The sequence below is a fragment of the Rhodopseudomonas sp. RCAM05734 genome, from assembly GCF_052658035.1.
Genome location: NZ_CP199742.1, coordinates 5,156,739 through 5,179,069, shown reverse-complemented (window position 1 = coordinate 5,179,069; position 22,331 = coordinate 5,156,739). Strand labels below are relative to the sequence as shown.

22 protein-coding genes and 1 other annotated feature are annotated in these 22,331 nt (G+C 65.3%); of the genes, 15 read left to right on the top strand and 7 right to left on the bottom strand.

The genetic code is table 11. The features are described from left to right. Nucleotides 1-25: 25 nt before the first annotated feature. The gene (locus ACUXVA_RS24535; protein ID WP_445488720.1) at nucleotides 26-1,057 is read right to left on the bottom strand and encodes a LysR family transcriptional regulator; all 1,032 of its coding nucleotides are present in this window, start codon (nucleotides 1,055-1,057) and stop codon (nucleotides 26-28) included. Nucleotides 1,058-1,202: 145 nt separating this feature from the next. Between ACUXVA_RS24535 and ACUXVA_RS24530 the strand changes: the two genes are divergently transcribed. From ACUXVA_RS24530 to ACUXVA_RS24505, 6 genes are all read left to right on the top strand, one after another. Then, nucleotides 1,203-2,228, top strand: coding sequence for a carbon-nitrogen hydrolase family protein (locus ACUXVA_RS24530; protein ID WP_445488718.1), 1,026 nt, complete (start codon nucleotides 1,203-1,205; stop codon nucleotides 2,226-2,228). Between the two features lie 200 nt (nucleotides 2,229-2,428). Beyond that, the gene (locus tag ACUXVA_RS24525; RefSeq protein ID WP_445488716.1) at nucleotides 2,429-3,748 is read left to right on the top strand and encodes an ABC transporter substrate-binding protein; all 1,320 of its coding nucleotides are present in this window, start codon (nucleotides 2,429-2,431) and stop codon (nucleotides 3,746-3,748) included. Nucleotides 3,749-3,758: 10 nt separating this feature from the next. Beyond that, on the top strand, nucleotides 3,759-4,634 hold the full coding sequence (locus ACUXVA_RS24520; RefSeq protein ID WP_265083254.1) for a branched-chain amino acid ABC transporter permease: 876 nt from the start codon (nucleotides 3,759-3,761) through the stop codon (nucleotides 4,632-4,634). Then, nucleotides 4,631-6,505: a branched-chain amino acid ABC transporter ATP-binding protein/permease gene (locus ACUXVA_RS24515; RefSeq protein ID WP_265083255.1), complete on the top strand. Its 1,875-nt coding sequence runs from the start codon at nucleotides 4,631-4,633 to the stop codon at nucleotides 6,503-6,505. The genes ACUXVA_RS24520 and ACUXVA_RS24515 overlap by 4 nt, the downstream gene beginning before the upstream one ends. After that, nucleotides 6,492-7,196 carry an ABC transporter ATP-binding protein gene (locus ACUXVA_RS24510; protein WP_265083256.1) on the top strand — a complete coding sequence of 235 codons (705 nt, stop codon included), beginning with the start codon at nucleotides 6,492-6,494 and terminating at the stop codon, nucleotides 7,194-7,196. Before ACUXVA_RS24515 ends, ACUXVA_RS24510 begins: the two co-directional genes overlap by 14 nt. 262 nt (nucleotides 7,197-7,458) lie before the next feature. Next, complete coding sequence (locus ACUXVA_RS24505; protein WP_265083257.1) at nucleotides 7,459-7,833, top strand: hypothetical protein; 375 nt, start codon at nucleotides 7,459-7,461, stop codon at nucleotides 7,831-7,833. A gap of 3 nt (nucleotides 7,834-7,836) precedes the next feature. Here ACUXVA_RS24505 and ACUXVA_RS24500 read toward each other — a convergent pair whose 3' ends face one another. Continuing rightward, nucleotides 7,837-9,132, bottom strand: a complete 1,296-nt coding sequence (locus ACUXVA_RS24500) for a polysaccharide deacetylase family protein (protein WP_445488712.1) — start codon at nucleotides 9,130-9,132, stop codon at nucleotides 7,837-7,839. A 96-nt stretch (nucleotides 9,133-9,228) separates the two neighbouring features. Then, nucleotides 9,229-10,017, bottom strand: coding sequence for a polysaccharide deacetylase family protein (locus ACUXVA_RS24495; RefSeq protein ID WP_413776477.1), 789 nt, complete (start codon nucleotides 10,015-10,017; stop codon nucleotides 9,229-9,231). Between the two features lie 168 nt (nucleotides 10,018-10,185). Here ACUXVA_RS24495 and mgtE point away from each other — a divergent pair, with 168 nt between their 5' ends. Beyond that, complete coding sequence (gene mgtE, locus ACUXVA_RS24490; RefSeq protein WP_445488709.1) at nucleotides 10,186-11,601, top strand: magnesium transporter; 1,416 nt, start codon at nucleotides 10,186-10,188, stop codon at nucleotides 11,599-11,601. Nucleotides 11,602-11,610: 9 nt separating this feature from the next. Here the strand turns inward: mgtE and ACUXVA_RS24485 are convergent, their stop codons facing one another. Further along, nucleotides 11,611-13,098, bottom strand: a complete 1,488-nt coding sequence (locus tag ACUXVA_RS24485) for a SulP family inorganic anion transporter (protein WP_445488707.1) — start codon at nucleotides 13,096-13,098, stop codon at nucleotides 11,611-11,613. A 71-nt stretch (nucleotides 13,099-13,169) separates the two neighbouring features. Further along, nucleotides 13,170-13,225: a sequence feature (sul1 is cis-regulatory element that is thought to sense ions involved in sulfur or methionine metabolism; They are found in Alphaproteobacteria), on the bottom strand. Nucleotides 13,226-13,390: 165 nt separating this feature from the next. Here ACUXVA_RS24485 and ACUXVA_RS24480 point away from each other — a divergent pair. The 3 genes from ACUXVA_RS24480 (at nucleotide 13,391) to ACUXVA_RS24470 (ending at nucleotide 15,505) form a co-directional block, all read left to right on the top strand. Then, entirely contained in the window at nucleotides 13,391-13,711 is a 321-nt protein-coding gene (locus ACUXVA_RS24480; protein WP_265083260.1) for a helix-turn-helix domain-containing protein, read from the top strand. A gap of 97 nt (nucleotides 13,712-13,808) precedes the next feature. Continuing rightward, nucleotides 13,809-14,627, top strand: coding sequence for an aldo/keto reductase (locus ACUXVA_RS24475; RefSeq protein WP_445488705.1), 819 nt, complete (start codon nucleotides 13,809-13,811; stop codon nucleotides 14,625-14,627). Nucleotides 14,628-14,704: 77 nt separating this feature from the next. After that, nucleotides 14,705-15,505: a YdcF family protein gene (locus ACUXVA_RS24470; RefSeq protein ID WP_445488703.1), complete on the top strand. Its 801-nt coding sequence runs from the start codon at nucleotides 14,705-14,707 to the stop codon at nucleotides 15,503-15,505. A 21-nt stretch (nucleotides 15,506-15,526) separates the two neighbouring features. Here ACUXVA_RS24470 and ACUXVA_RS24465 read toward each other — a convergent pair whose 3' ends face one another. Next, nucleotides 15,527-15,802 carry a DUF3253 domain-containing protein gene (locus tag ACUXVA_RS24465; protein WP_445488701.1) on the bottom strand — a complete coding sequence of 92 codons (276 nt, stop codon included), beginning with the start codon at nucleotides 15,800-15,802 and terminating at the stop codon, nucleotides 15,527-15,529. Nucleotides 15,803-15,962: 160 nt separating this feature from the next. Between ACUXVA_RS24465 and ACUXVA_RS24460 the strand changes: the two genes are divergently transcribed. Then, the gene (locus tag ACUXVA_RS24460; protein ID WP_445488699.1) at nucleotides 15,963-16,814 is read left to right on the top strand and encodes a hypothetical protein; all 852 of its coding nucleotides are present in this window, start codon (nucleotides 15,963-15,965) and stop codon (nucleotides 16,812-16,814) included. Nucleotides 16,815-16,826: 12 nt separating this feature from the next. Here the strand turns inward: ACUXVA_RS24460 and ACUXVA_RS24455 are convergent, their stop codons facing one another. Next, on the bottom strand, nucleotides 16,827-17,507 hold the full coding sequence (locus ACUXVA_RS24455; RefSeq protein WP_445488697.1) for a DUF599 domain-containing protein: 681 nt from the start codon (nucleotides 17,505-17,507) through the stop codon (nucleotides 16,827-16,829). Between the two features lie 125 nt (nucleotides 17,508-17,632). Between ACUXVA_RS24455 and ACUXVA_RS24450 the strand changes: the two genes are divergently transcribed. The 3 genes from ACUXVA_RS24450 to ACUXVA_RS24440 all read left to right on the top strand — a co-directional run bounded on the left by ACUXVA_RS24450 (nucleotide 17,633) and on the right by ACUXVA_RS24440 (nucleotide 19,885). Beyond that, complete coding sequence (locus ACUXVA_RS24450) at nucleotides 17,633-18,292, top strand: glutathione S-transferase family protein (protein ID WP_445488695.1); 660 nt, start codon at nucleotides 17,633-17,635, stop codon at nucleotides 18,290-18,292. A 190-nt stretch (nucleotides 18,293-18,482) separates the two neighbouring features. Beyond that, nucleotides 18,483-19,412, top strand: coding sequence for a hypothetical protein (locus ACUXVA_RS24445; RefSeq protein ID WP_445488693.1), 930 nt, complete (start codon nucleotides 18,483-18,485; stop codon nucleotides 19,410-19,412). 35 nt (nucleotides 19,413-19,447) lie between these two features. After that, entirely contained in the window at nucleotides 19,448-19,885 is a 438-nt protein-coding gene (locus tag ACUXVA_RS24440; RefSeq protein WP_445488691.1) for a DUF1489 family protein, read from the top strand. A gap of 27 nt (nucleotides 19,886-19,912) precedes the next feature. Here the strand turns inward: ACUXVA_RS24440 and panC are convergent, their stop codons facing one another. Continuing rightward, nucleotides 19,913-20,764 (bottom strand): pantoate--beta-alanine ligase, encoded by an 852-nt coding sequence (gene panC, locus ACUXVA_RS24435; RefSeq protein WP_265083265.1) that lies wholly within the window; start codon nucleotides 20,762-20,764, stop codon nucleotides 19,913-19,915. Nucleotides 20,765-21,039: 275 nt separating this feature from the next. Between panC and ACUXVA_RS24430 the strand changes: the two genes are divergently transcribed. Beyond that, nucleotides 21,040-21,960, top strand: a complete 921-nt coding sequence (locus ACUXVA_RS24430; protein WP_445488689.1) for a division plane positioning ATPase MipZ — start codon at nucleotides 21,040-21,042, stop codon at nucleotides 21,958-21,960. The last annotated feature ends 371 nt before the right edge of the window (nucleotides 21,961-22,331 follow it).

Below are 22,331 nucleotides of genomic sequence, written 5' to 3'. Positions count from 1 at the left end.
GCACCTGTTCCTGTCACCGATCCGATCAGAGGCGCGTGGTCCGTCGCGGCGCGGCGCGCTCCATCGCCGCCGCACCCTGCAGCCTCTGGGCAGGAATGACGGGCTTGAGGTGTTCGCCGTCCATCAACGCATCGAGCAATTGCGCGCCGGACGTATTCGCCTGCATGGTCGGATCCGCCTTGAACGTGGCTTTCAGGAAGCCCGACACCGCGCGAATGCGCGGCACGAATTGCAGGTCGGTGTGGACGTTGAGCCAGAGCTCGCGAGAGGTTGACAATTGTCGTGGCAGGACCGGCATGAGGTCACGGCGTCCCTCGACCGCGAAACTCGGCAGCAGCACCAGACCGATTCCGCCGGCAGCGGCGTTCATCTGGGCGATCATGCTGTTGGAGTGAAAGCTGACGTTCGGCGTCTTGATGATGTCGTCAAGCCAGCGCACCGAGTCGAGCTGGATCAGATCGTCGATATAGGTCACGAAGCTATGCCGTGCGAGATCGGCGGCGCTGTCGGGCATTCCCTCGCGGTCGAGATAATCCCGCGCACCGTAGAGGCCGAGCCGGAAGCTGCCGAGTTGCTCGGACACCATGCCTTGCCCTCTCGGCTGGAAGAAGCTGAGGAAGAGATCGGCTTCGCGGCGGTTGACCGACACGGTCTGCGGCGACGTCAGCAGTTCGACTGTCAGGTGGGGGTGCTGCCGGCGCAGCCGCGATAGCCGCGCCGCGAGATAGAGCGACGCAATGCCTTCCATGGTGGCCAGCCGGACCCGGCCTGCCATCTGCGTGCCGCCGCATTGCACGTCCTCGCGCATGGCGATGACCGCGCTCTCGATGCGCTCAGCGTGGCACAGCAGGCGGTCGCCGGCCTCGTTGACGCGCAGGCCTGACGGCAGCCGCTCGAACAGCGCGATCCCGAGGGTACTCTCGAGATGCGCGATCCGGCGGCTGATGGTGGATTGATCGACACGCAGCCGTCTGGCGGCACTGCCCAGGCTGCCGCCGCGCGCGGCGTGGAGAAAGACCTTGAGATCGTCCCAGTCGAGTCCGTTGAAATCCTGCATGGCCATCCAGCAGCAAGAGGTGTGCCAACGTCGCGGCATCGCCAGCATCGCGGCGCAGCGGTCAGGTTGCAAGCCGGGTTGCAGAATTTCCTATACCCGCCGGCGCGCCAAGCCACCTAGCCTGCCAGGAACAGGGGACAGATCGATGCTTCCAACCTTCAAGGCTGCTGCGGTGCACGCTGCGCCGGTATTTCTGGACAAGGCTGCGACCACGAAAAAGGCGCTGGCGCTCATCCGTGAGGCAGCCGGCAACGGTGCGGCGCTGGTGGCATTTCCGGAGACCTTCATTCCGGCCTTCCCGGTATGGGCCGCGCTGTGGGCGCCGATCGACAATCACGACCTGTTCGTGCGCATGGCCGACCAGTCGGTGCTGGTCGACGGGCCTGAGGTCAAGGCCATTCGCGACGAAGCGCGGGCGCTGGGCATCTTCGTCTCGATCGGCATCAGCGAGAAGTCGCCGGCCAGCGTCGGGGCGATCTGGAATTCGAATTTGCTGATCGGCGACGATGGGGCCATCCTCAATCATCACCGCAAGCTGGTGCCGACGTTCTACGAAAAGCTGATCTGGAGTCCGGGCGACGGCGCAGGCCTGCGCGTGGTCGACACCAGGATTGGCAGGATCGGGCAACTGATCTGCGGTGAGAACACCAATCCCCTCGCGCGCTACGCGCTGATGGCGCAGGGCGAGCAGTTTCACATTTCGAGCTGGCCGCCGGTGTGGCCGACGCGGCGGCCCTCCGATGGCGTGAATTACCACATCGCCGCCGCGACCCGCATTCGCGCCAGCGCGCATTGCTTCGAAGCCAAGGTGTTCGGCCTAGTCACTGCCGGCGTGCTCGACAAGGCGGCGCGCGACATGCTGGTGGCACGCGATCCATCGGCCGCCGCCGTGCTCGACGGCACGCCGCGCGCGGCGTCGTTCTTCCTCGACCCCACCGGCGAGCAGATCGGCGAGTCGCTGTGCGAGGACGAGGGCATTCTCTACGCTGATATCGATCTCAACAAATGCGTCGAGCCCAAGCAGTTTCACGATGTGGTCGGTTACTACAACCGCTTCGACGTTTTCGATCTGCGGGTCAACCGCCGTCGTCTTCACCCGGTGACGTTTACCAACGAGGCGGATGCAACCGCGATCGCGGATCCCGTCGAACCGCTCGCACTGGAAGGATAGGCAGGCATTTTGCCGCACGCGCGGCGCATGGGTGGTCGGCACCGGCCATGACGGCGCGAAGGGCACGATGCTTGCTAGGTGAAAGGCTACAGGGTGAACGGAAACTGCCGCTCATCGCCGCCACGCGCCGCCCGGCGCGGGCCCAGTCGAAATCGCAGCTCACCGGCCATCCGGCGGTGATCGAAAACAGGGGATGCGTGATGCAGTTTGACCGTCGGAAGTTCTTGCTTGGAAGCGTCGGTGGCGCAGCAGGTCTGGCATTGCCGGGATTCGGCGCTATGGCGCAGGCGCCGGCCAGCATCGGCACATTTCCGGACGGCGTCACCGCGGACTCGGTGTTCGTCGGGTTGACCATTCCCCTGACCGGCGTGTTCTCCGGCGATGGCGGCGATCTCAAGCTCGGCTACGAACTGGCCATCGCGCAGATCAATGCCGGCAGCGACGCCGCAAAGGCCTGGAGCCTGAAAGGCAAGGGTGTGCTCGGTCGCCAGATCCGCTACAAGGTGTCGGACACCGAAGGCAAGCCGAACCTCGACGTGCAGAGCTCGACGCAGTTCATCCAGCGCGACAAGGCCATCATGGTGTCGGGCTCGGTGTCGTCAGCCAGCGCCATCGCGCTTGAAGAACTCGCCTCCCGCGAAAAGGTGCTGTACATGGTCGGCATCGCCGGCTCCAACGATATCACCGGCAAGAACTGCCAGCGCTATGGCTTCCGCTCGCAGCAGAACGCCTACATGGCCGCCAAGGCGCTCGCGCCCGTCGTCGCCAAGGCGCTCGGCAAGAACCTCAAGGCCGCTTTCCTCGTGCCGGACTACACCTACGGGCACACGGTCTACGACAGCTTCGCCAAGTTCTCGACCGAACAGGGCTGGAAGCAGGTCGCCAAGGAAGTCGTGCCGCTCGGCACCACCGATTACAGCTCGGCCCTGCTGAACATCGCCAACAGCGGCGCCGACGTGTTCGTCAACATCGCCTTCGGCGGCGATGCGGTGGCCTCCACCAAGCAGGCCGAGCAGTTCGGCGTGCTGAAGCGCATGAAGCTGGTGGTGCCCAACCTGTCGTCGTTCCAGGACAAGGAGCTCGGCGCCGAACTGATGCAGGGCGTCTACGGCGGCTGCGATTTCTGGTGGGGCCTGCAGGACAAATACCCGCTGGCCAAGACGTTCGTGGAAAGCTTCGTCGCCCAGAACAAGTACTATCCGCGCTGGGGCGCGCATATCGGCTACATGCAGACTTACTTGTGGGCGATGTCGGTTGAGCGCGCCAACACCTTCCATCCGGTCGAGGTGATCAAGACGATGGAAGCCTCCAAGGCGACGCCCTACGACACCACCATCGGAAAGGTCTACTTCCGCGCCGAGGATCACCAGATGGTGCGGCCGATCCCGATCCTGCGTGGCAAGGCGCCGGCGGCGATGAAGCATCCGGAAGATTTCTACGATATCGTCGATGTGGTCGATGGCGAAAGCGTGATGAACACGCCGGACTTCTTTGGCTGCAAGCTCGGCCCCTATACCTGAAGGAAATGCAATGCCGAGTTGGCCCGTCCTCATCTCCCAGGCGTTCAACGGTCTGGCCCTCGGCACGTTGCTGGCGCTGGTCAGCAGCGGTCTGACGATCATCCTCGGCACGCTCGGCGTGCTCAATTTCGCCCACGGCGCATTGTTCGCCGTGGGCGCCTATACGGTGTTCGTGGCCCTGCAATACACGTCGTCATTCGTGCTGGCGCTGGCGATCGGCTGCGTGTTCATGCTGGTGGTCGGCTTCCTGCTCGAGCGCATCATTATCCGTCTGTTTTACGACCGTCCGCATGAGGACCAGATTCTCGTCACCTACGGAATCGGCATCGTGCTGGTGGAGTGCATCCGCGCCGGCTTCGGTGGCAACGCCCAGCGCGTACCGGTGCCGTCATGGGGGCAGGGCGCGACCCAGCTCGGTTTCCTGATCTATCCGACCTATCGCCTGCAGCTGATCGCCATCATCGCCGGACTGCTGCTCAGTCTCTATCTCGTTCTGTACCGCACCTCGATGGGCCTGGTGGTGCGCGCGGGCATCGAGAATCCCGGCATGGTCGGCATTCTCGGCATCAATGTGCGCCGCGCCTTCCTGCTGGTGTTCGCCATCGGCGTCGTCGCCGTCGGGCTCGCCGGCATGCTCTATGCGCCGGTGGTCTCGGTGACGCCCGATATGGGCGCCAATTTCATGGCCCAGTCCTTTGTGGTGATCGTGCTCGGCGGCCTTGGCTCGTTCCCGGGCGCGGTGGTCGGCGGGCTCATCGCCGGTGAGATCATCAGCCTGACCAGCGCCTTCAACTCCTCCTATTCGGAAGTCATGCTCTACGCGCTGATGGCCCTGCTGCTGGTGCTGCGTCCGCAGGGCCTGTTCGGTTCGGAAGGTCGGGTATGAGCGACCTCTGGTCCAGGTCCGTGCGCACCTATCTTCCCGAACTGGGGGTTTTGCTGGCGCTGGTTGCGGCGCCCGTCCTGCTGCCGCATCTGGGATTCTCCCAGGACTTGCTGAGCCGGGTGCTGAACTGGGGCTTGTTCGGCCTCGGCTTCGATATCCTGTTCGGACTGACCGGCCTGCTGTCATTCGGCCAGGCGGCATTTTACGGCGTCGGCGGTTTCGTCACCGCCTACCTGCTGGTGTCCGGAACGCTCGGCAGCGTATGGCTGGCGCTGCTGGCGGGAACGCTGGCCGCGGGTGTGTTCGGGCTGCTGGTCGGCTGGCTCGCGGTGCGGCGGATCGGAATCTACTTCACGATGATCACCCTGGCATTCGGCCAGATGGCCTATTTCATCGAGAACTCGCCGCTGTCGAACTACACCGGCGGCGAGAACGGAATAGCCGGCGTTCCCGTGCCGGTGCTCGGCTTCGGCGCCAGCGCGCTGCGCATCAGCGCCGGCATGCCGATGTACGTGCTGTTCGCCGTGATCTTCTTTGCCGGTTATGTGCTGGCGCGCCGCATCGTCGCGTCGCCGGTCGGCGCCATCCTGCGCGCGATCAAGGAGAACACCGGCCGCGTGGCAATGCTTGGACACCATGTCCCGGCCTACAAGCTGACCGCCTTCGTCATCGCCGCGCTTTACGCCGGGCTTGCCGGCGGCTTGTTGGGCACGTTTCAGAGCTACATGCCGCCGGATGCGTTCTCGCTGGAGCACTCCGGGCAACTCGTCGTGCAGACCATCGTCGGCGGCGCCGGGACGCTGATCGGGCCGCTGCTCGGTGCCGCGGTCTGGCTGTGGCTGCGCGACAATCTGCAATTGATCCCCGGTCTTGCGACATTGTGGAAGCTGGTGCTCGGCATTGCCTTCATCCTTCTGGTGATCGGATTGCGGCGGGGCATTGGCGGCGAGATCGCGCATTGGTGGAGCGAGCGGCGTAACCTCGCCAGGTTGCGCGCCGCGGAGGCCAGGACAGAGGCTATCGAGGCGGGCGTGGTTGTCGCCACGGGCGCAAGGCGACCTGTCGACATCACCCTGCCGTTGCCGGCGGCGGCGACCGGCACCGACGACATTGCCCTCGAGGCGTGCGCGCTGGCGCGGCACTATGGTGGCCTCAAGGCTGTCGACGGCGTCTCGTTCAAGGTGCGTCGTGGCACCATCCATGCGGTTATCGGCCCCAATGGCGCCGGCAAGAGCACGTTGTTCAAGATGCTGCTCGACGAGGTCAGCCCGTCAGCGGGCGAGGTGCGGCTGTTCGGCCAGAAGCTGTCCGGTGTCGGCGTCAGCCGGGCCGCCCAGCTTGGCGTGGCCAAGAGCAACCAGCTGAACCAGCTCTTCGCCAACCTGTCGGTGCGCAAGAACCTGCGTATCGCGGCACTGGCCCGCCAGCGTGGAGCGTGGCGGCTCGACCTGTGGCGTCGGGCCGACAGCCTGCCCGCGGTGGAGCAGCAGATCGAAGCCATCGTGGCGCTGCTCGATCTCGGCGATCGCGCCGATACGCCGGCGCATATTCTGGCCTATGGCGAGAAGCGGCGGCTGGAGATCGGCATGGCGCTGGCCACCAGTCCGAACGTGCTGCTACTTGACGAACCGCTTGCCGGCATGAGCCCCGCCGAGCGGGTTTCCACCTGTGCGTTGATCCGCGATATCGCCCGCGCGAGGACCGTGGTCATCGTCGAACACGATCTCGATGCGATCTTCGAACTGGCCGAGCGCATCACCGTGCTCTACGAGGGCCGGCTGCTCGCCGACGGCTCGGCGGATGACATTCGGCGCAATGCGGCCGTGCAGGACGCCTACCTGGGAGGGTTGCACGCACATGAGCCTGCTTGAGATCGATCGGATCAACACGCTGTATGGCGATTCCCATGTCCTGTTCGATCTGTCGATGCGGGTCGAGCAGGGCGAAGTCGTCGCGCTCCTCGGTCGCAACGGCGCCGGCAAGACCACGACGCTGCGCTCGATCATGGGCGTGCTGGCGCCGCGTAGCGGCAGCATTCGTCTCGATGGCAAGCAGATCGGGGGATTGCCGCCGTCGGCCATCGCCAGCATGGGCGTGCAACTGGTCCCCGAGGAGCGCGCCATCTTCGGCGGGCTGACCGTCGAGGAAAACCTGCGCATCGCGGCACTGACTGCGCCGGACGCCTGGTCGTTCGAGCGGATCTATGCGGTCTTCCCGCGGCTCAAGGAGCGGCGCAAATCCCATGGGCGAACCCTGTCCGGCGGCGAGCAGCAGATGCTGGCGATCGCACGGGCGCTGATCCGGGACGCACGCATTATCCTTCTGGATGAGCCATTCGAGGGACTTGCACCGCTGATTGTGCGCGATCTGGTCGAGGTCGCGCGTAACCTGGCTGCTGAAGGCCGGACCATGATCGTGGTCGAGCAGAACGTCGCGGCCGCGCTGAGCTTTGCGAACCGCGTCTACGGCATCAACAACGGTCATGTTGTGTTCGAGGGGACGCCTGCCGACATCACAGCCAATCCCAGGCTGATGAGCGACTTCCTTGGTGTCGCCGGCTGATCGGTGCGGCCCCCTTGCGGCAGCTGTGGACAATTCACTGTCCGGGGCGGAGACTGCCACCGGCATGTTACAGATTGCCGCCGCGATCCTCGCCTGGGAATTGATGGTTGACCGAACCGATGATCGACTGCCTTAGATGGCCTGTGGATGATTGCGATCCGAGCAATTGGTGGTCCAGCCTTAGTTTTCCTGTAACAAGTTACCATTAGCACTCCGCCCGCACCGCCGATCAATCGATGTCGGAGCAAAACTGGAGCGGACCATGAAATATCTCAGTTACGCCTACCGCTTCGCGTCGAACTTCGCCTTTCTGGCGATGGTCTATTTCAGCCTCAACTTCAATATCAGCTACCAGCAGCGGGCGATTCTCGCCGGTCTGATCATGGGCTACGCGGTGATGCGCGGGGTATCGGCGCTGCGCAGCTTCTACTTTTTCAAGTGCATCGAGCGCCTTGAGCTCGAAGCGCGGCGGCTCGGCGGTCTCTCCGGGGAGGGGCCGGCGGCGGCTCTCGCGCGCCGCGGCATCGTCAAGGAAGTGGTGGAGCTGCGCCAGTCCGGCGAGATGAAGGCCTATATCGACCTGCTGTTCCTCAGCCTGATCGTGATCCTCTGCGTGACCAAGATCACCACCGCCTGACGCTCAGTGTGCGCCGATCGGACCCGGCTGCAGGCCCGGGCTGGTCACCGGCATGCTGCCGGGAATGGCGCGCCGCGCGGCGCCCGCTTCGATGGAAATCGGTCGCGCAAGATTGTCAGCGCGCGCCGGCGATGCGGCAGGCGTCTGCCGCGCCTGACGCGGCATCGGCACCATCGCCTTGATCGGCACGTTGCTGCGCTCGCCGATCTGGAACAGGTCCTGCGCTGGCACCGGCAAGGTGTCCTTGCCGAACATCGGCTCGAGCGTCGTCGGCCGCGGCCATGGCGCGGCTTCCGGCAGCGGCACGGCACCGCGCGCCAGCCGGCGCAGCCGCAGGCTGTTGAAGGATTCCGGCAACGAGGTCACTTGGTCTGTGGCGAAGGCCGCGGGAGCGGGCAACATGGTCGCATCGGCAAAGGCAAAGCTCGGCACCTTCTGCCAGCGCGAGATGGCCACCGTTTCCGAGGTCGGATGCAACTGCCATTGCTGCGGAGTGGTCGGCGTCTTCGGTCGGTCGGGGGTCGCTGCCACCACATGGACGATCCGATAGCCGCCGGCCTTCAGGTCGGCCAGGATCTGCGGCAGCGCTGCCACGGTGCGGGCCTGGATATCGTGCAGCAGCAGGATGCCCTTGCCCTTGGCCGCGATCCGCGACATCGCCAGATCGTGAACCGTCTTCGACGACACGTGGCGCCAGTCGTCAGCCGGAAAATCGGCGCTCCACACCTGCAGGCCCTGGGATCTTGCGTAGTCCTCGACCAGGTCGGCGCGGAGCAGGCCGGGAATCCGGAAGAAAGGCGACAGCCGCGCGGGGTCGCCGAGCGCCGCTTTGACCGATGCGATGCCGTCGTCCATCTCCTGCCTGGCTTGGTCGAGCGGCATGCGGTTCATGCTTAGCGGATGGTTCTGGCTATGGGTGCCCACGCTGTGGCCGGCGGCGATCAGCTTCCGCACCCCTTCGGGATATTCCCGGGCCATGCGGCCGATCGCGAAGAACGTTGCCTTGACGCATTGCTCGGCGAGGATCGCCAGCACCGCGTTGCTGTATTTCGGGATCGGGCCGTCGTCGAAGGTCAGCACCACCTCGTGGTCTTCGAGCGGCAGTGTTTCCCGGTACTGCATGGTGCCGATGATCGGATGTTCGGTCGGATCGACCACGATGGTGCGCGAGGTGCCGAGCGCGCCGGGATTGCCGGGGCAGTCGGCCGCTATGGCCGTGCGAGCGGTGGCCAGCGTCATCCCGGCGAGCAGACACAGCGTCAGCCGTGTTGTCCGTTGACCCGTCCCCACTCTCGTCATCACGCGATCCGTCACTCTGTCCATTGCAAATCGAAGCTAGCGGCAGGGCGATGAACGCCCGCTTAATCATATCGGCGATTGCCGGGTTTTCGGCGCCTACGGGGCCGGTTTCCGGGCCGCCGTTTTGTCGACGCTGGCGGCCACGATGTTCACGACACGGTAGTTGTTGTCGCGGAGATAGCGCAGGAAATCGGGCATCATCGCGGCGGTCTGGGCCTTGGTGTCGTGAAACAGGATGATTCCCCGATGCGCCGCCTGCAGCCGGTCGGTGATCAGCTTCAATTCCTGCTGCGGCGTCATCTTGTTCCAGTCGCTGGCCCAGAAGTCCGCGCCGAACACGGCAATATTGCGTTTTTGCAGCTCCTCGAGCAGCGCCGGAGTCGATGAAAAATAGGGGAAGCGGAAGAACGGCGTGGTCGGCACGCTGTTGCTCGGCTTGCCCTGCAGCGCAGTCTCGTCGGCCGCGATGCCGCGCTCGATCTGGTCGATCGCCGCAGCCTGGCTGATCTCGCCGAGATTGGCGTGGGACCATGTGTGATGCCCGATGGTGTGGCCGTCTGCCGCCATCCGCCGCACCAGCGCCGGATGTGCCGCCGCACTCTGGCCGATCAGGAAGAACGTCGCATGGACGCATTCGCGCGCCAGCGCGTCGAGGATCTTTCCGGTGGTCGGCGGATTGGGGCCGTCATCGAAGGTCAGCACCACCTCATGGTCCGCCAGCGGCAGGGTCTGCGGAAAGCTCTGCAGGCCGACGCGCGGAGTGGCGGCCGGATCCACCGTCATAACGCGGGCGGTGCCCAGCGCGTCCTTACGCGGGCAGTCGGCGGCCTGCGCGGCGGCGGTGCAGGCGATCAGGACAGCAATGGCAATCTTCAACACGATCAAGTTACTTTCCCGGCCGATCATCGCGCGCGCCGCACATTTCCGATTGCGCTTGGCCTTGCCCATTGAGTAATGCCAGATGCGGCTTCGGGTTCGTTCTCGTCGATGGATAGCGCGTTTTGTCGAGACCGCGCTAGTTCCGCAATTGCATTCAAACCGGCGAGGTACGGCATGGCTGATGGGACCGAGCTCGCCGTGCTGGAAAAGGTGCCCCACCACCTGCCGATGCGCGACGATCATGGCGAATTGCGGTCCGAATTCGTCGCGGCGGTGTCGCGTGCGATCGAGGCGGCCGACAGCGCGTTCCTGCGCGAGATCGTCGGCGAACTGCATGAGGCCGACCTTGGCGACCTGATCGAGGCGCTCGACGCCGACGAGCGCGTCAGCCTGGTGGAGCTCACCGGCGCCGACTTCGACTTTTCCGCGCTCAACGAAGTCGACGATGCCGTGCGCGAAGAGATCCTCGAGGAACTCGAGCCGGAGACCGTCGCCGAGGGCATGCGCGAGCTGGAATCCGACGATGCCGTCGAGCTGCTCGAAGGCATGGACGAGGAGGACCAGGACGAGATCCTCGACAAGCTGCCGAAATCCGAGCGCATCGCCATCGAGCGCAGCCTGGACTATCCGGAAAATTCCGCCGGACGGCGGATGCAGACCGAATTCATCGCGGTGCCGCCGGACTGGAATGTCGGGCAGGCCATCGACTACATGCGCGACACCGCGGACCTGCCGGACCGGTTCTATGAAATCTACGCGGTGGACGGCGACAGCCGCTGGCAGGGCGCGGTGTCGCTGGACGCACTGCTGCGCTCGCGCCGGCCGGTGCCGCTGGCGGACCTGATCGACGAGGATCGCCGCCGCGTCTCGGTCAACGACGACCAGGAGGAAGTGGCGCGGATGTTCGGCAAGTACAACCTTGTCGCCGCGCCGGTGCTGGATTCCGACAACCGGCTGGTCGGTGTCATCACCATCGACGACGTGGTCGACGTCATCGAGGAGGAGGCCGACGAAGACCTCAAGGCGCTGGGCGGCGTCACGTCGGACGAAGAACTGTCCGACAGTTTCTGGACCATCGCCAAGGGGCGGTTCGGCTGGCTGATCGTCAACCTCGCAACCGCGTTTCTGGCCTCGTCGGTGCTCGGCCTGTTCGAGGGCCAGCTGGAGCAGATGGTGGCGCTGGCCGTGCTGGCGCCGATCGTCGCCAGCCAGGGCGGCAATGCCGCGACCCAGACCATGACCGTGGCGGTGCGGGCGCTGGCGACCCGCGAGCTCAACCCCAACAACGCCACGCGCCTGGTCATCCGCGAAGGCCTGGTCGGCCTGATCAACGGCATCGCCTTTGCCGTCATCACCGGCATTGCCGCGGTGGCCTGGTTCAGGATTCCGGCGCTCGGCGTGGTCATCGGCCTCGCCATGCTGGTCAATCTGGTCGCCGGCGCGTTGGGCGGCATCCTGATTCCGATGGTGCTGGAAAAGGTCAAGGCCGATCCGGCGGTGGCGTCGGGCACCTTCGTCACCACGGTCACCGACGTGGTCGGCTTCTTCGCCTTCCTCGGCATCGCCACATTGTGGTTCGGGCTGAAGTAGCCTTCACCATCAGACAGTCGCGGCCGGTGGATCGCGCAACAGCGGGGCGTGGCGGTGGACCAGTACCGCGCTCGCCTGGTTCAGGCCGATCACCTCGACCACCATGCCGTGCCGGCGCATCTTGCCGACGACGTCGTCCAGTGCGGCGATGGCGGTGATGTCCCACAGGTGCGCGGCGGTGAGATCGATGCGGACCGCGCTCACCGTGTCGCGCAGGTCGAAACGATCGGCAAAGATGTCGGCGCTGGCAAAGAAGATCTGGCCCGAGACGGTGTAGATCCGGGTGTCCGTCACGGCATCATGACTGACCTGCACGTCCATCAGGCGCGTGACCTTTAAGGCAAAGAACACGCCGCTGAGCAGCACGCCGACAACGACGCCCATCGACAGATCGTGGGTCGCGACGGTCACGGCCACGGTGGCCAGCATGACGATGCCCGACACCTTCGGATGGCGGGCGAGGTCGCGGATCGAGCCCCAGGAGAAGGTGCTGACCGACACCATGATCATGATCGCCACCAGAGCCGCCACCGGCACCTGCGCGACCCACGGCCGCAGCGGCACCATGACGATCAGCAGGAACACGCCTGCGACCAGCGTCGACAGCCGGCCGCGGCCGCCGTATCGCACATTGCCGACGGTCTGGCCGATCATGCCGCAGCCGGCGATGCCGCCGAACAGGCCGGCGGCCATGTTGGCGAGGCCTAGCCCGGTGCATTCGCGCGCCTTGGAGCTGGTGGTCTCGGTGAGGTCGTCGACGACGCTGGCGGTCATCATCGATTCCAGCAGGCCGACCGCGGCCATCGCCAGCGCATAGGGCGCGATGATGCGGAGTGTGTCCCAGGTCAGGGGCACGCCGGGAAAGCTGAACGCCGGCAGCGCGTTCGGCAAGCGGCCGAGATCAGCGACGGTGTGGATCGGCATCGGGACGGCGACCGCGATCACGGTCAGCACGACGATGCAGATCAGCGGCGAGGGGATCGCGGTGGTCAGGCGCGGCAGCAGATAGATGATGGCAAGGCCGAGTCCGATCATCGCATAAGTGTGCCAGGTGACGCCGAGCATCTGCGGCACCTGTGCGGAGAAGATCAGGATCGCCAGCGCATTGACGAAACCGGTGCGCACCGAGCGCGACACGAAGCGCATCAGCACGTCGAGCTTCAGCAGGCCGAATACGACCTGCAGCAGCCCGGCGAGCAGCGTGGCGGCGAGCAGATATTGCAGGCCATGACTGCCGACCAGCGCTGCGGCGACCAGGGCCACCGAACCGGCAGCGCCCGAGATCATCGCGGGACGACCGCCGGCGAACGCAATGACAATGCCGATGACGAAGGAAGCGAACAGGCCGACCTCCGGATCGACGCCGGCGACGAAGGAAAAGGCGATGACTTCAGGGATCAGCGCGAAGGTGCCGACCATGCCGGCAAGAATATCGCGAGGGATGCTGATGGCGCCGCCAAACCACTCGGAGTGGGTGCGGGGAGAGGACGATTTCATGAGAGAGAGTTCCGCAGGAGCGCGCGAACGGGCACCGCATGAAGCGGGGGAGGCCTGTCAGCAGCGGCGTGCGTGGTCCAGCGGATCGGCGGCCGGAAGAGCCACCCGGATTTTCACCGGGTCCAGAGCGATCTGCAAACAATATCGTTGCAAAAGGTCGGCGGCAAGTACGGTTGCCAATCGACGATGCGGTACGGGCACGCCGGAACAGCGAAAGCGAGCGAACCGATCCGATCGGTGTCTTCACCTGTCCTTAACGCTATCGTCCGACCATTCGTCGATGAGGTCAAACATGCGCTTGCGGCTCAAGGCGGACGGACGGATCGTTGAACTGCGCGACGGAAGCGAGTTACCGCTCGCGCCGGACATGCCTGCCGCATCGACAGCGCCTGTTGCAGCACGGTCGATCGACCCCGTGGTGCGCGACCTGCGACAGCGCGCGCAACTGACCCAGCTCGAATTCGCCACCCGGCTTGGCGTGCCCGTCGAGACCATACGCAACTGGGAGCAGGGCAAGCGCATGCCGCGTGGGCCGGCCCGCGCGCTGCTGGCAGTGATCGCGCACGCGCCGGACACCGTGTTTGCGGCGCTGGCGCCCGGCGTCGCGAGCTGAGCCTGGATCTGTGCCGATTTGCCGTCCATGCCGATGCGGGACATGATCAGGATCGTAGTTTCCGTTCTCGTGACGTCAAACCGATCGGGAGGATCTGATGCAAGTCGTGGAAGCCAATGGCGCCAGGATTCCGGCCCTCGGCCTCGGCACCTGGGAACTGCGTGACCGGACCTGCGCGCGGATTGTCGAACAGGCGCTCCGGCTCGGCTATCGCCATATCGACACCGCGCAGGTTTATGAGAACGAGCGAGAAATCGGTGAGGGCATCCGCGCCTCGCGCGTCCGGCGCGACGACATCTTCGTGACCACCAAGGTCTGGACGACGCATTTCGCGCCTAACGATCTGGAACGCTCGGCGAAGGACAGCCTGGTCAAGCTGCGGCTGTCGGAAGTGGATCTGCTGCTGCTGCACTGGCCCAATGCGCATGTGCCGATGGCGGAAACGCTGGGCGCGCTGGCGCATGCCAAGACGCTCGGCATCGCCCGCCATATCGGCGTATCCAATTTCACCGTGGCCCTGCTCGACGAGGCCGTGGCGCTGTGCAAGGAGCCGCTGGTCTGCAATCAGGTCGAGTACCATCCGTATCTCGACCAGAGCAAGGTGAGGGAGGCCTGCCATCGTCTCGGCTTGGCGATGGTGGCCTACAGTCCGGTCGCCAAGGGCAAGGTCAAGACCGACGAGACGCTGATCGCGATCGGCAAGGCTCATGGCAAGTCGGCCACGCAGGTCTGTCTGCGCTGGCTGGTGCAGCAGAATGTGGTGGCGATCCCGCGCACCTCGAAGATCGAGCGGCTGTCGGAGAATATCGAGATCTTCGATTTCGTGCTGTCCGATGCCGAGATGGCGCGGATCTCCGCGCTGGGACGCGCCGCCGTCCGGCTCACCGATTTCGGCTTCGCGCCGAAATGGGACTGACGCGGATGTCGCCAGCGGATTGATCTTGGCGCCGGGATCGCCCATGCAGGTGCCAGTCCATCAGACGGTTATCGCCGATGTTTTTCACGCTCTCCAAGGTTGTGGGTTTTATCACCCTGCCTTCCAACGCCATTGCCTGCGTTTGCGCAATCGGCGCCTTGCTGCTGCTGATGAAGCGGCAACGTATCGGGACGCTGACGGTGACCTTCGGCGTGCTGTTGCTGCTGCTGTTCGGCTACTCGCCGCTCGCCAACGTGCTGATGCTGCCGCTGAGCGAGCGTTTTCCGGCCTGGCAATCGGACGGACGTGATCCGGACGGTATCATCGTCCTTGGCGGCGCCATCGATTCAGAACGATCGGTGGCGCGTCATGCCCTGGAACTGGATGCAGCAGGCTCCCGCATCTTCGCGATGCTCGAACTGGCGCGGCGCTATCCCAAAGCACGCATCGTGTTCACTGGCGGCAGCGCCAACCTGATCCAGGCGTCAATGTCGGAAGCGCCCATTGCCGGCCAGTTGCTGGAGAGCTTTGGCGTCGCCGCAGACCGCATCGTGCTGGAAACCGCGTCGCGGACCACCGACGAGAACGCCGTTTTCACGCGCCGGCTGGTGGACCCGAAGCCCGGCGAGCGCTGGCTGCTGGTAACGTCGGCATTCCATATGCCGCGTGCGATCGGGACGTTCCGGGCTGCCGGCTTCGATGTCGAGGCCTATCCCGTCGACTGGCGCACCAGCGGTTGGTCGGACGCGGCGATTCCGTTCGACATGCTGGGCGCGGGCCTGATGCGCGCCGACGTGGCCGTGCACGAATGGATCGGGCTGGTGGCCTACAGGCTGGCCGGTCGGAGTGATGCGCTGTTTCCGGGGCCGGAGCCGTGAGGGCCAATTGATGCCGAGGCCTCAGTCCTGCCGCGGCAGGCCGAGCCGGTAGACGCCGCGAAAATCGTTGGGGTCGGCCGGCTTGCCCTTGCGGTAGATCACCAGCCGTCCGGCCAGCGCCAGTTTCACGGCGGCACGGCGGATCGGCATCAGCAATGCGTGCCAGTCGCCCTCGGGCGCCAGCAGATGCGCGATCTCCGGCGGGCTGAGCGTGCCGCTGCCGGCCCGCGCCAGCGCATCGAGCAGGGACTCTTCGAAGGAGGGGGCGGAAGCAGGTCGCGAATCTGGTTTTGACATCAGGATGCCATGGGCCATCGGCCGGTCAGGCGCAAGCCGCAGCGGGCAGGCGAGGCGGCCGCCGGGTCGAAATGTCCGGGCGGGTGCGGTAAATAAGTGACCCTGGGGCCCGGCAGGGTGGTTATGGTGGCGTGCCTGGGCGGTATCGCGTGGCGTTGAAGTGTCTCAGATCGCAATGGAACCAAGGCATCTCATTCGCGCGGCTATCGTGGTCTCGGTGGTCGGTCATTTGCTGCTGGCGGCCGGCCTGATCCTGGCCGACGCGCAGCCATTCGAGCCGGTGCCATCTGAATCGATCGCAGTCGATATAGTCACGCCGGCAGAAGCCCCGCAGGCCCCGGAGACCACTCCGGCGCCCGAGCCGCCAAAGCCGCCGGATCCGTTCCGGCTGCCCGAACTCTCTTATCTCGATCATCAGGCGCAGCAGGCCGCCCGGCAGGCTGCTCCGGAAGCGGCGTCATCACAGCCCGCCGCGCCACAGGGCGCTCCGCCGCCTGCGCAACCGCCGCCGCCGCAGCAGCAAGCTCAGACACAGCCTCAGGCGACCGCGCCACAAGCCAGTGCCCAGCCGCCGGCGTCGCCGGATCAGCCGCCGGTGCAGCCAGCGCCCGCCGCGCCTGAACCGGATATTACTGTCAAATACGGCGTGATGCTGGGGCTGCCCGATGGCGACGGCATCGGCGCGGCGGCCTTTGCCAAGGCCGACATCGCGCCGGTGGATACGGCCGCCTTCCGGCGGCACCTGAAGAGTTGTTCGACGCTGCCGGGCTCGGTGGCGGCCGGCGACAAGGTGCGAATTGTGCTGCGGGCCTATTTCGCGCCGGACGGCCGGCTGGCCGGGCCGCCGACGCTGCTCGAGGCCAGCGCTTCGGCCAAGGGGCCCGCCTTGATGCAGGCGGCGATCAGCGCGCTGCAGGCGTGCCAGCCTTACGCCATGCTGCCGGCCGCCAAGTACAAGGAATGGAAGATACTCGATCTCGTCTTCTCGCCGCAGGATTTCACCGGCGGGTAGCGCGCGACGCTGTTATTTCCCCATCGCCTCCCAGGCATTGGAGGCGAACTGCCGCCGCCAGGTAACGACCACCACCGCCGCGGTCGAAACCAGGAACACCCACGGGCTGACGAACCAGCCGAGATAGCCGAGCGCAAAGAAGAATGCGCGCTGGCCGCGGTTGAAGTGGCGCGCCGCGGCGCCGAACAGCTTGGTGGTACGGACCACATGAGCCTCGGCTTCCGGCGTGTCGCGGTTCTCGGCCAGCGGCATCGCGCCGATCAGGATGGCGACATAGTTGAACAGCCGGTACGACCAGGCGAACTTGAAGAAGGCGTAGACGAAGATCAGGATCAGCCCGATGCACTTGATCTCCCACATTGCCGGTGCGGCGCTGAAGCCGATCGGCAGGCTCTGCAGCATCGGCATCACCTCGTCGGTGGCGCGCAGCAGTGCCAGCGAGCCGCCGATGGCGATCAGCGTGGTCGAGGCGAACCATGCGGTGCCGTTCTGCAGCGAGGTCATGATGTGGGTGTCGACGATGCGGGCCTCGCGCTCCAGCATGCGGCGAATCCACACCTCGCGGTAGACGTTCATCCGCGCCGACAGGCTGTCGCGACCGTAGGAGCTGCGTTCCAGGGTGATCGCGTAGGTGGCCCATTCCAAAATGAAAAAGCCGACGGCAAATACGTCGATCCACGAATATTCGATCATCAATTCATCCTCAGGCAGGCTGCAATGCTGGCACGCATGCGGAGTCGCGGCAACCCGCATGCGCCGTACAGCTTGATCGCAGCCGTGCATGCGTGGCAACCTCTGCAGCACGAATGGAGCTGCAAATGACGTTGAAGCTGGTGATCGGTAACAAGAACTATTCCTCCTGGTCGATGCGACCGTGGCTGGCGCTGCGCGCCGCCGGCATCGCCTTCGATGAGGTGATGATTCCGCTCTATACCGGCTCCGCAGACAAGCAGCGCATTCTCGACGTCACCCGCTCGGGCAAGGTGCCGGCGCTGGTCGATGGCGACGTCACGGTGTGGGACTCGCTGGCGATCATCGAATATGCGGCAGAGCGCTTTCCCGAAGCCCGACTTTGGCCGCAGGATGTCGCCGGCCGCGCCCATGCGCGCTCGGTGTCGGCGGAGATGCATTCGGGCTTCGTGGCGCTGCGCAACGAATGCGGCATGAACCTGCACCGGCCGATCGCCGCCAAGGCGCTGTCCGATGATGCTCGGGCCAACATCGCGCGGATCCAGCAGAGCTGGACCGAATGCCGGACGCGCTATGGCAAATCGGGACCGTATCTGTTCGGCGCCTTCAGCGGCGCCGACGCCATGTACGCGCCGGTGGTGCACCGTTTCCGGACCTACGCCGTCGAAGCGACCACGCCGGAAGTGCGCGGCTACATGGATACGATGATGGCCCTGCCGGCGTTCCAGCAGTGGACCAGGGAGGGTCTTGCCGAGACCATCGTGATCGACAGGTTCGAGATCGACTGAGCCTGTCACTCTGGCGGCGGCCAGCTTCGCCACAACATCAGCATATTGCGCGCGCAGTTTGGCCTTGCGGTGAAGCTGGTCCGGGGGAAGCAGCCGCCGTTCCGCAATCATTTTCCATCGAACCGGTCGATCAACGCGCGATGGTCATAACGTCAGATTTCGAACTGCCAGACGAGCGGGGACTTCATAGATGAACTGGGCCTGGACCACGTCGCTCGAACAACTCTGGCGATCGCCGACATTCCCCATGTGGCTGGCGCTGGGCGCGGCAGCGTCCTTCGGACTGATCGTGCTGATCACCCTGTTGCGCGCCCAAAAATCCGTTGCCAACGGGGCGCTCGCGGTGATCGCGCTGCTGGCGATCGGCGCCGCCGCGGCCGCCTCGATTCGCGGATTCGGTGCCGGCGAGCGCAGCAGCGGATCGGCTGAGACCGCCCTTGCGCAGCCTGCCGTGTCGCTGCCGGCGCTGGCCTGCGTCGACGACATCGCCGGTGATACGGTGCTGGCGGCCTGCGAGAAGGTGCTGTTCGGCTCGGCCGACTCGGTGGCGGCGGCGGTTTCCTATACCGGCGCGATGATCGACCGGCTCACCGCCGCAGGCGATGTGGCTACCGCCAACAAGAAGATATCCGCCAGTGTGACGGCGCTGCGCCGCGCCGTGGAGCGCGACCGCTACGGCCTCGTCGCCTATGTGCTGCAGGCGCGCGATCGCTGCCAGCCGGGTTCCTGCGCGGCCTATGCTGCGCTGTCCGACCACAACCAGATCGCCGCGAATATGGAGGAGCGCACCTATGACGGTCTGGTCTCCCGCTATGCGCCCGGCTGGAACGCGCCGCAGCCCTTGACCGGGCTGGCGTCGCTGCCCGCCTCGGTGCCCACCGGCAAGCCGACCAATGCCGAGTTTCCGACCTCCGCCTCGATTCCGCCCATCAATATCATGACCCCCGAGCCGCCGCTGTCGGCTCCGCGTCCGCCGCCGGCCGCCGCCAATGCGCAGGCGGCGGCGCCGCGTCCCGCCGCGCCGGCCGCCAAGAAGCCCCCGGCGCCGAAGCCGGCGCGCCCACCTGTGCAGAGCGCACCGGTGCAGCTTGCGCCGGCAGCCGCCGAACCCGATAACTGATCGTCTCATAACTGTCGCTGCAGCCGCCCGGATCCATGGCCCTTCACCTCATCAAGCTTGCCGTCGGCTGCGACTCTATCAAGGAGTTCAAGGGCTGGGTGGCGGACCGCATTCGCGTGGCCAAGGAAAAGGGCACGCCGCAGCATCACATCCACATCACCCGCATGGTGCCGAAGCGGGATGCCGAACTGCTCGACGGCGGCTCGATCTACTGGGTAATCCGCGGCGAGATCGCGGTGCGCGAGAAGCTGCTGGCCATCGAGCCGTTCCGCGATTCAGCCGGCATCAACCGCTGCCGGCTGGTGATGCAGCCCAAGGTGTTCTCGGTGGCGCCGCGACCGCTGCGGCCGTTCCAGGGCTGGCGCTACCTCGCCGACAGCGACGCGCCGCCCGATCTCGGCAAGGCCGCTGCCTCCATCCAGGCAATGCCCGAGCCGATGCGCCGCGAACTGCGCGAGCTCGGCTTGCTCTAGGCCTGGCTCGAACCGGCGCCTCGCCGTTCAAACCCCGACATTGTCGATCAGTCGCGTCTTGCCGATTTTTGCCGCGACCAGTAGGCGGATCGGCCCATCCTTGATGGAGGCGACCGGCGCCAGGGTTTCGGCGTGGCGGGCTTCGAAATAGTCGAGCGCAAAGCCAGCGTCGGTGATCATGGTGGCGCCGCCGGCCAGCGCGGCTTCCATGTCGTCCCCGGCCTTCAGACGCTTCGCGGTGGCCTTCATGGCTCGATAGAGCTCGGGCGCGGCAGCGCGCTCGGCGGGCGCGAGGTAGACGTTGCGCGATGACATCGCCAGACCGTCGCGCTCGCGCACGGTCGGCACGCCGGTGACCTTGACGCCGAGGTCGAGGTCGGCGGCCATCCGGGTCACCACCTTGAGCTGCTGGAAATCCTTTTCGCCGAACAGCGCAAGGTCCGGCCGGCATTGCCCGAACAGTTTTGCGACCACGGTGGCGACCCCGCCGAAGAAGTGCGGCCGGAAGCGGTCTTCCAGTCCGGCGATGGCCGGGCCTTCGGTGATGATCCGGGTGGCGAAGCCCGGCGGGTACATGATCTTGACGTCGGGATTCCACACCAGATCGACGCCTTCGGCCGCAAGCTTGGCCATGTCGGCCTTCCAGGTTCGCGGATAGGCGCCGAAATCCTCGGTGGGCGCGAACTGCGCCGGGTTCACGAAGATCGAGACCACCACCTTCGAGGCGCGCCGCTTCGCCAGCCGCACCAGCGACAGATGCCCATCGTGCAGGGCGCCCATGGTCGGCACCATCGCCAAAGTGGCCTTGCGGGCGCGCAGGCCGTCAAGGGCTCTGTGGAGGGCAGGGAGCGTGCGGGCGACGATGGGAGGACGTGACATTGCGGCTCGATCTCGGGTCAAAACATGGGCGGTCTGACCTTGCGGCCGGGCTGTCATTCTATCAAAGCGCGGCCGTCGACGCCAAGCCTTCTACGCCAAGCCTTCGACGCCAAGCCTTCGACGCCAACCGATCCCGCCGGCGTGACCGCTGCAGCCATCGGCCGCACCCTGCGATTCATGATTAAGCACGGATGGCGGGCGATCCGACGCCGGACATCCGCATTTAGCTTGACCACAGGCGTGGGCGATTTGAAGATAGTTTGAAGGATCGCGATATGCTGGTGCAGAACAGTCAGAGGCAAGGCACGGCGCATGTCGTCGTGCTCGGCAATGAGAAGGGCGGGTCGGGCAAGTCGACCACTGCTCTGCACATTGCCGTCGCGCTGCTGAAGGCCGGGCAGCGCGTTGCGACCATTGACCTTGACTGCCGCCAGCAGAGCCTGACCCGCTACATCGCCAACCGCAGCAATTGGGCGCGGCACAGCGGCGTCGAGCTCGAAGTGCCGCTTCATTGCTGTATCAAGCTCGGCGAGACCATGCAGATCGCCGACAACGAAGCCGCCGAGTTCGAGCAGTTCATGGCTGCCGTCAGCGCCGTCGAGCGCGACTGTGATTTCATCGTCATCGATACGCCCGGTTCCGACAGCTATCTGATGCGACTGGCCCATGCCATGGCAGATACGCTGGTGACGCCGATCAACGATAGTTTCCTCGACTTCGACGTACTCGGTACCGTCGATGCCGTGGACTACGCGGTGACCGGCGCAAGTCACTATGCCGAGATGGTGCGCGATGCACGTCGCAAGCGCCGCCAGCTTGACGGCGCCGGGACCGACTGGATCGTGGTGCGCAACCGGTTGTCGATGCTGGGGTCGCACAACAAGCAACTGGTATCGGACGGGCTGAAGCAGTTGTCGCAGCGGCTCGGTTTCCGCGCGATCGACGGATTTGCGGAGCGCGTCGTGTATCGCGAGTTCTTCCCCCGCGGCCTGACGGCGCTCGATGACCTCAACGAAGTCACCCTCGGCCGGCGCCCCAGCATGGGCCATGTGACGGCCCGCGAAGAGGTGACCGGGCTGCTGCGCCAACTCAAACTGCCGCTCGATGAGCGTGGCCGCCGACGCGCTTCCAACCGCGCCGAATGGTATGCCCAGCTGGATCAGCCGCTGGAAGTCCACGATATCCTCGGCGCCTGAGCGCGGTCGGCAGGCGACTCGCCGCCGCCCGGCGGCACGGTTGGCTGTGGTTAGCCGCTCCGGCGATGGCAGGAGGGTGCTGTTCGATTTCCCAAGTCCCTCTTGGATCAGCCAACTACTTAGGTAACATTTGCTTCCCCGGGAACGTAGGGCGCCGCCGGAAGTTGATTTAGGACTGCAATAATAGGCGTTCCAGCCCATCACGGGGACCGAAAATGTCTAAAATTGCTGACGTGGATCAATGTGAAACTTAGCGTCTGCACAATAAATAGGGTGCGTCGCACAACGTTATAGCGGGTGAATCACACATTTTGGTCTTTCTGTCACGCCGCTGTGACATATATGCTGAACAAGCGGCGGATGGATTTGAT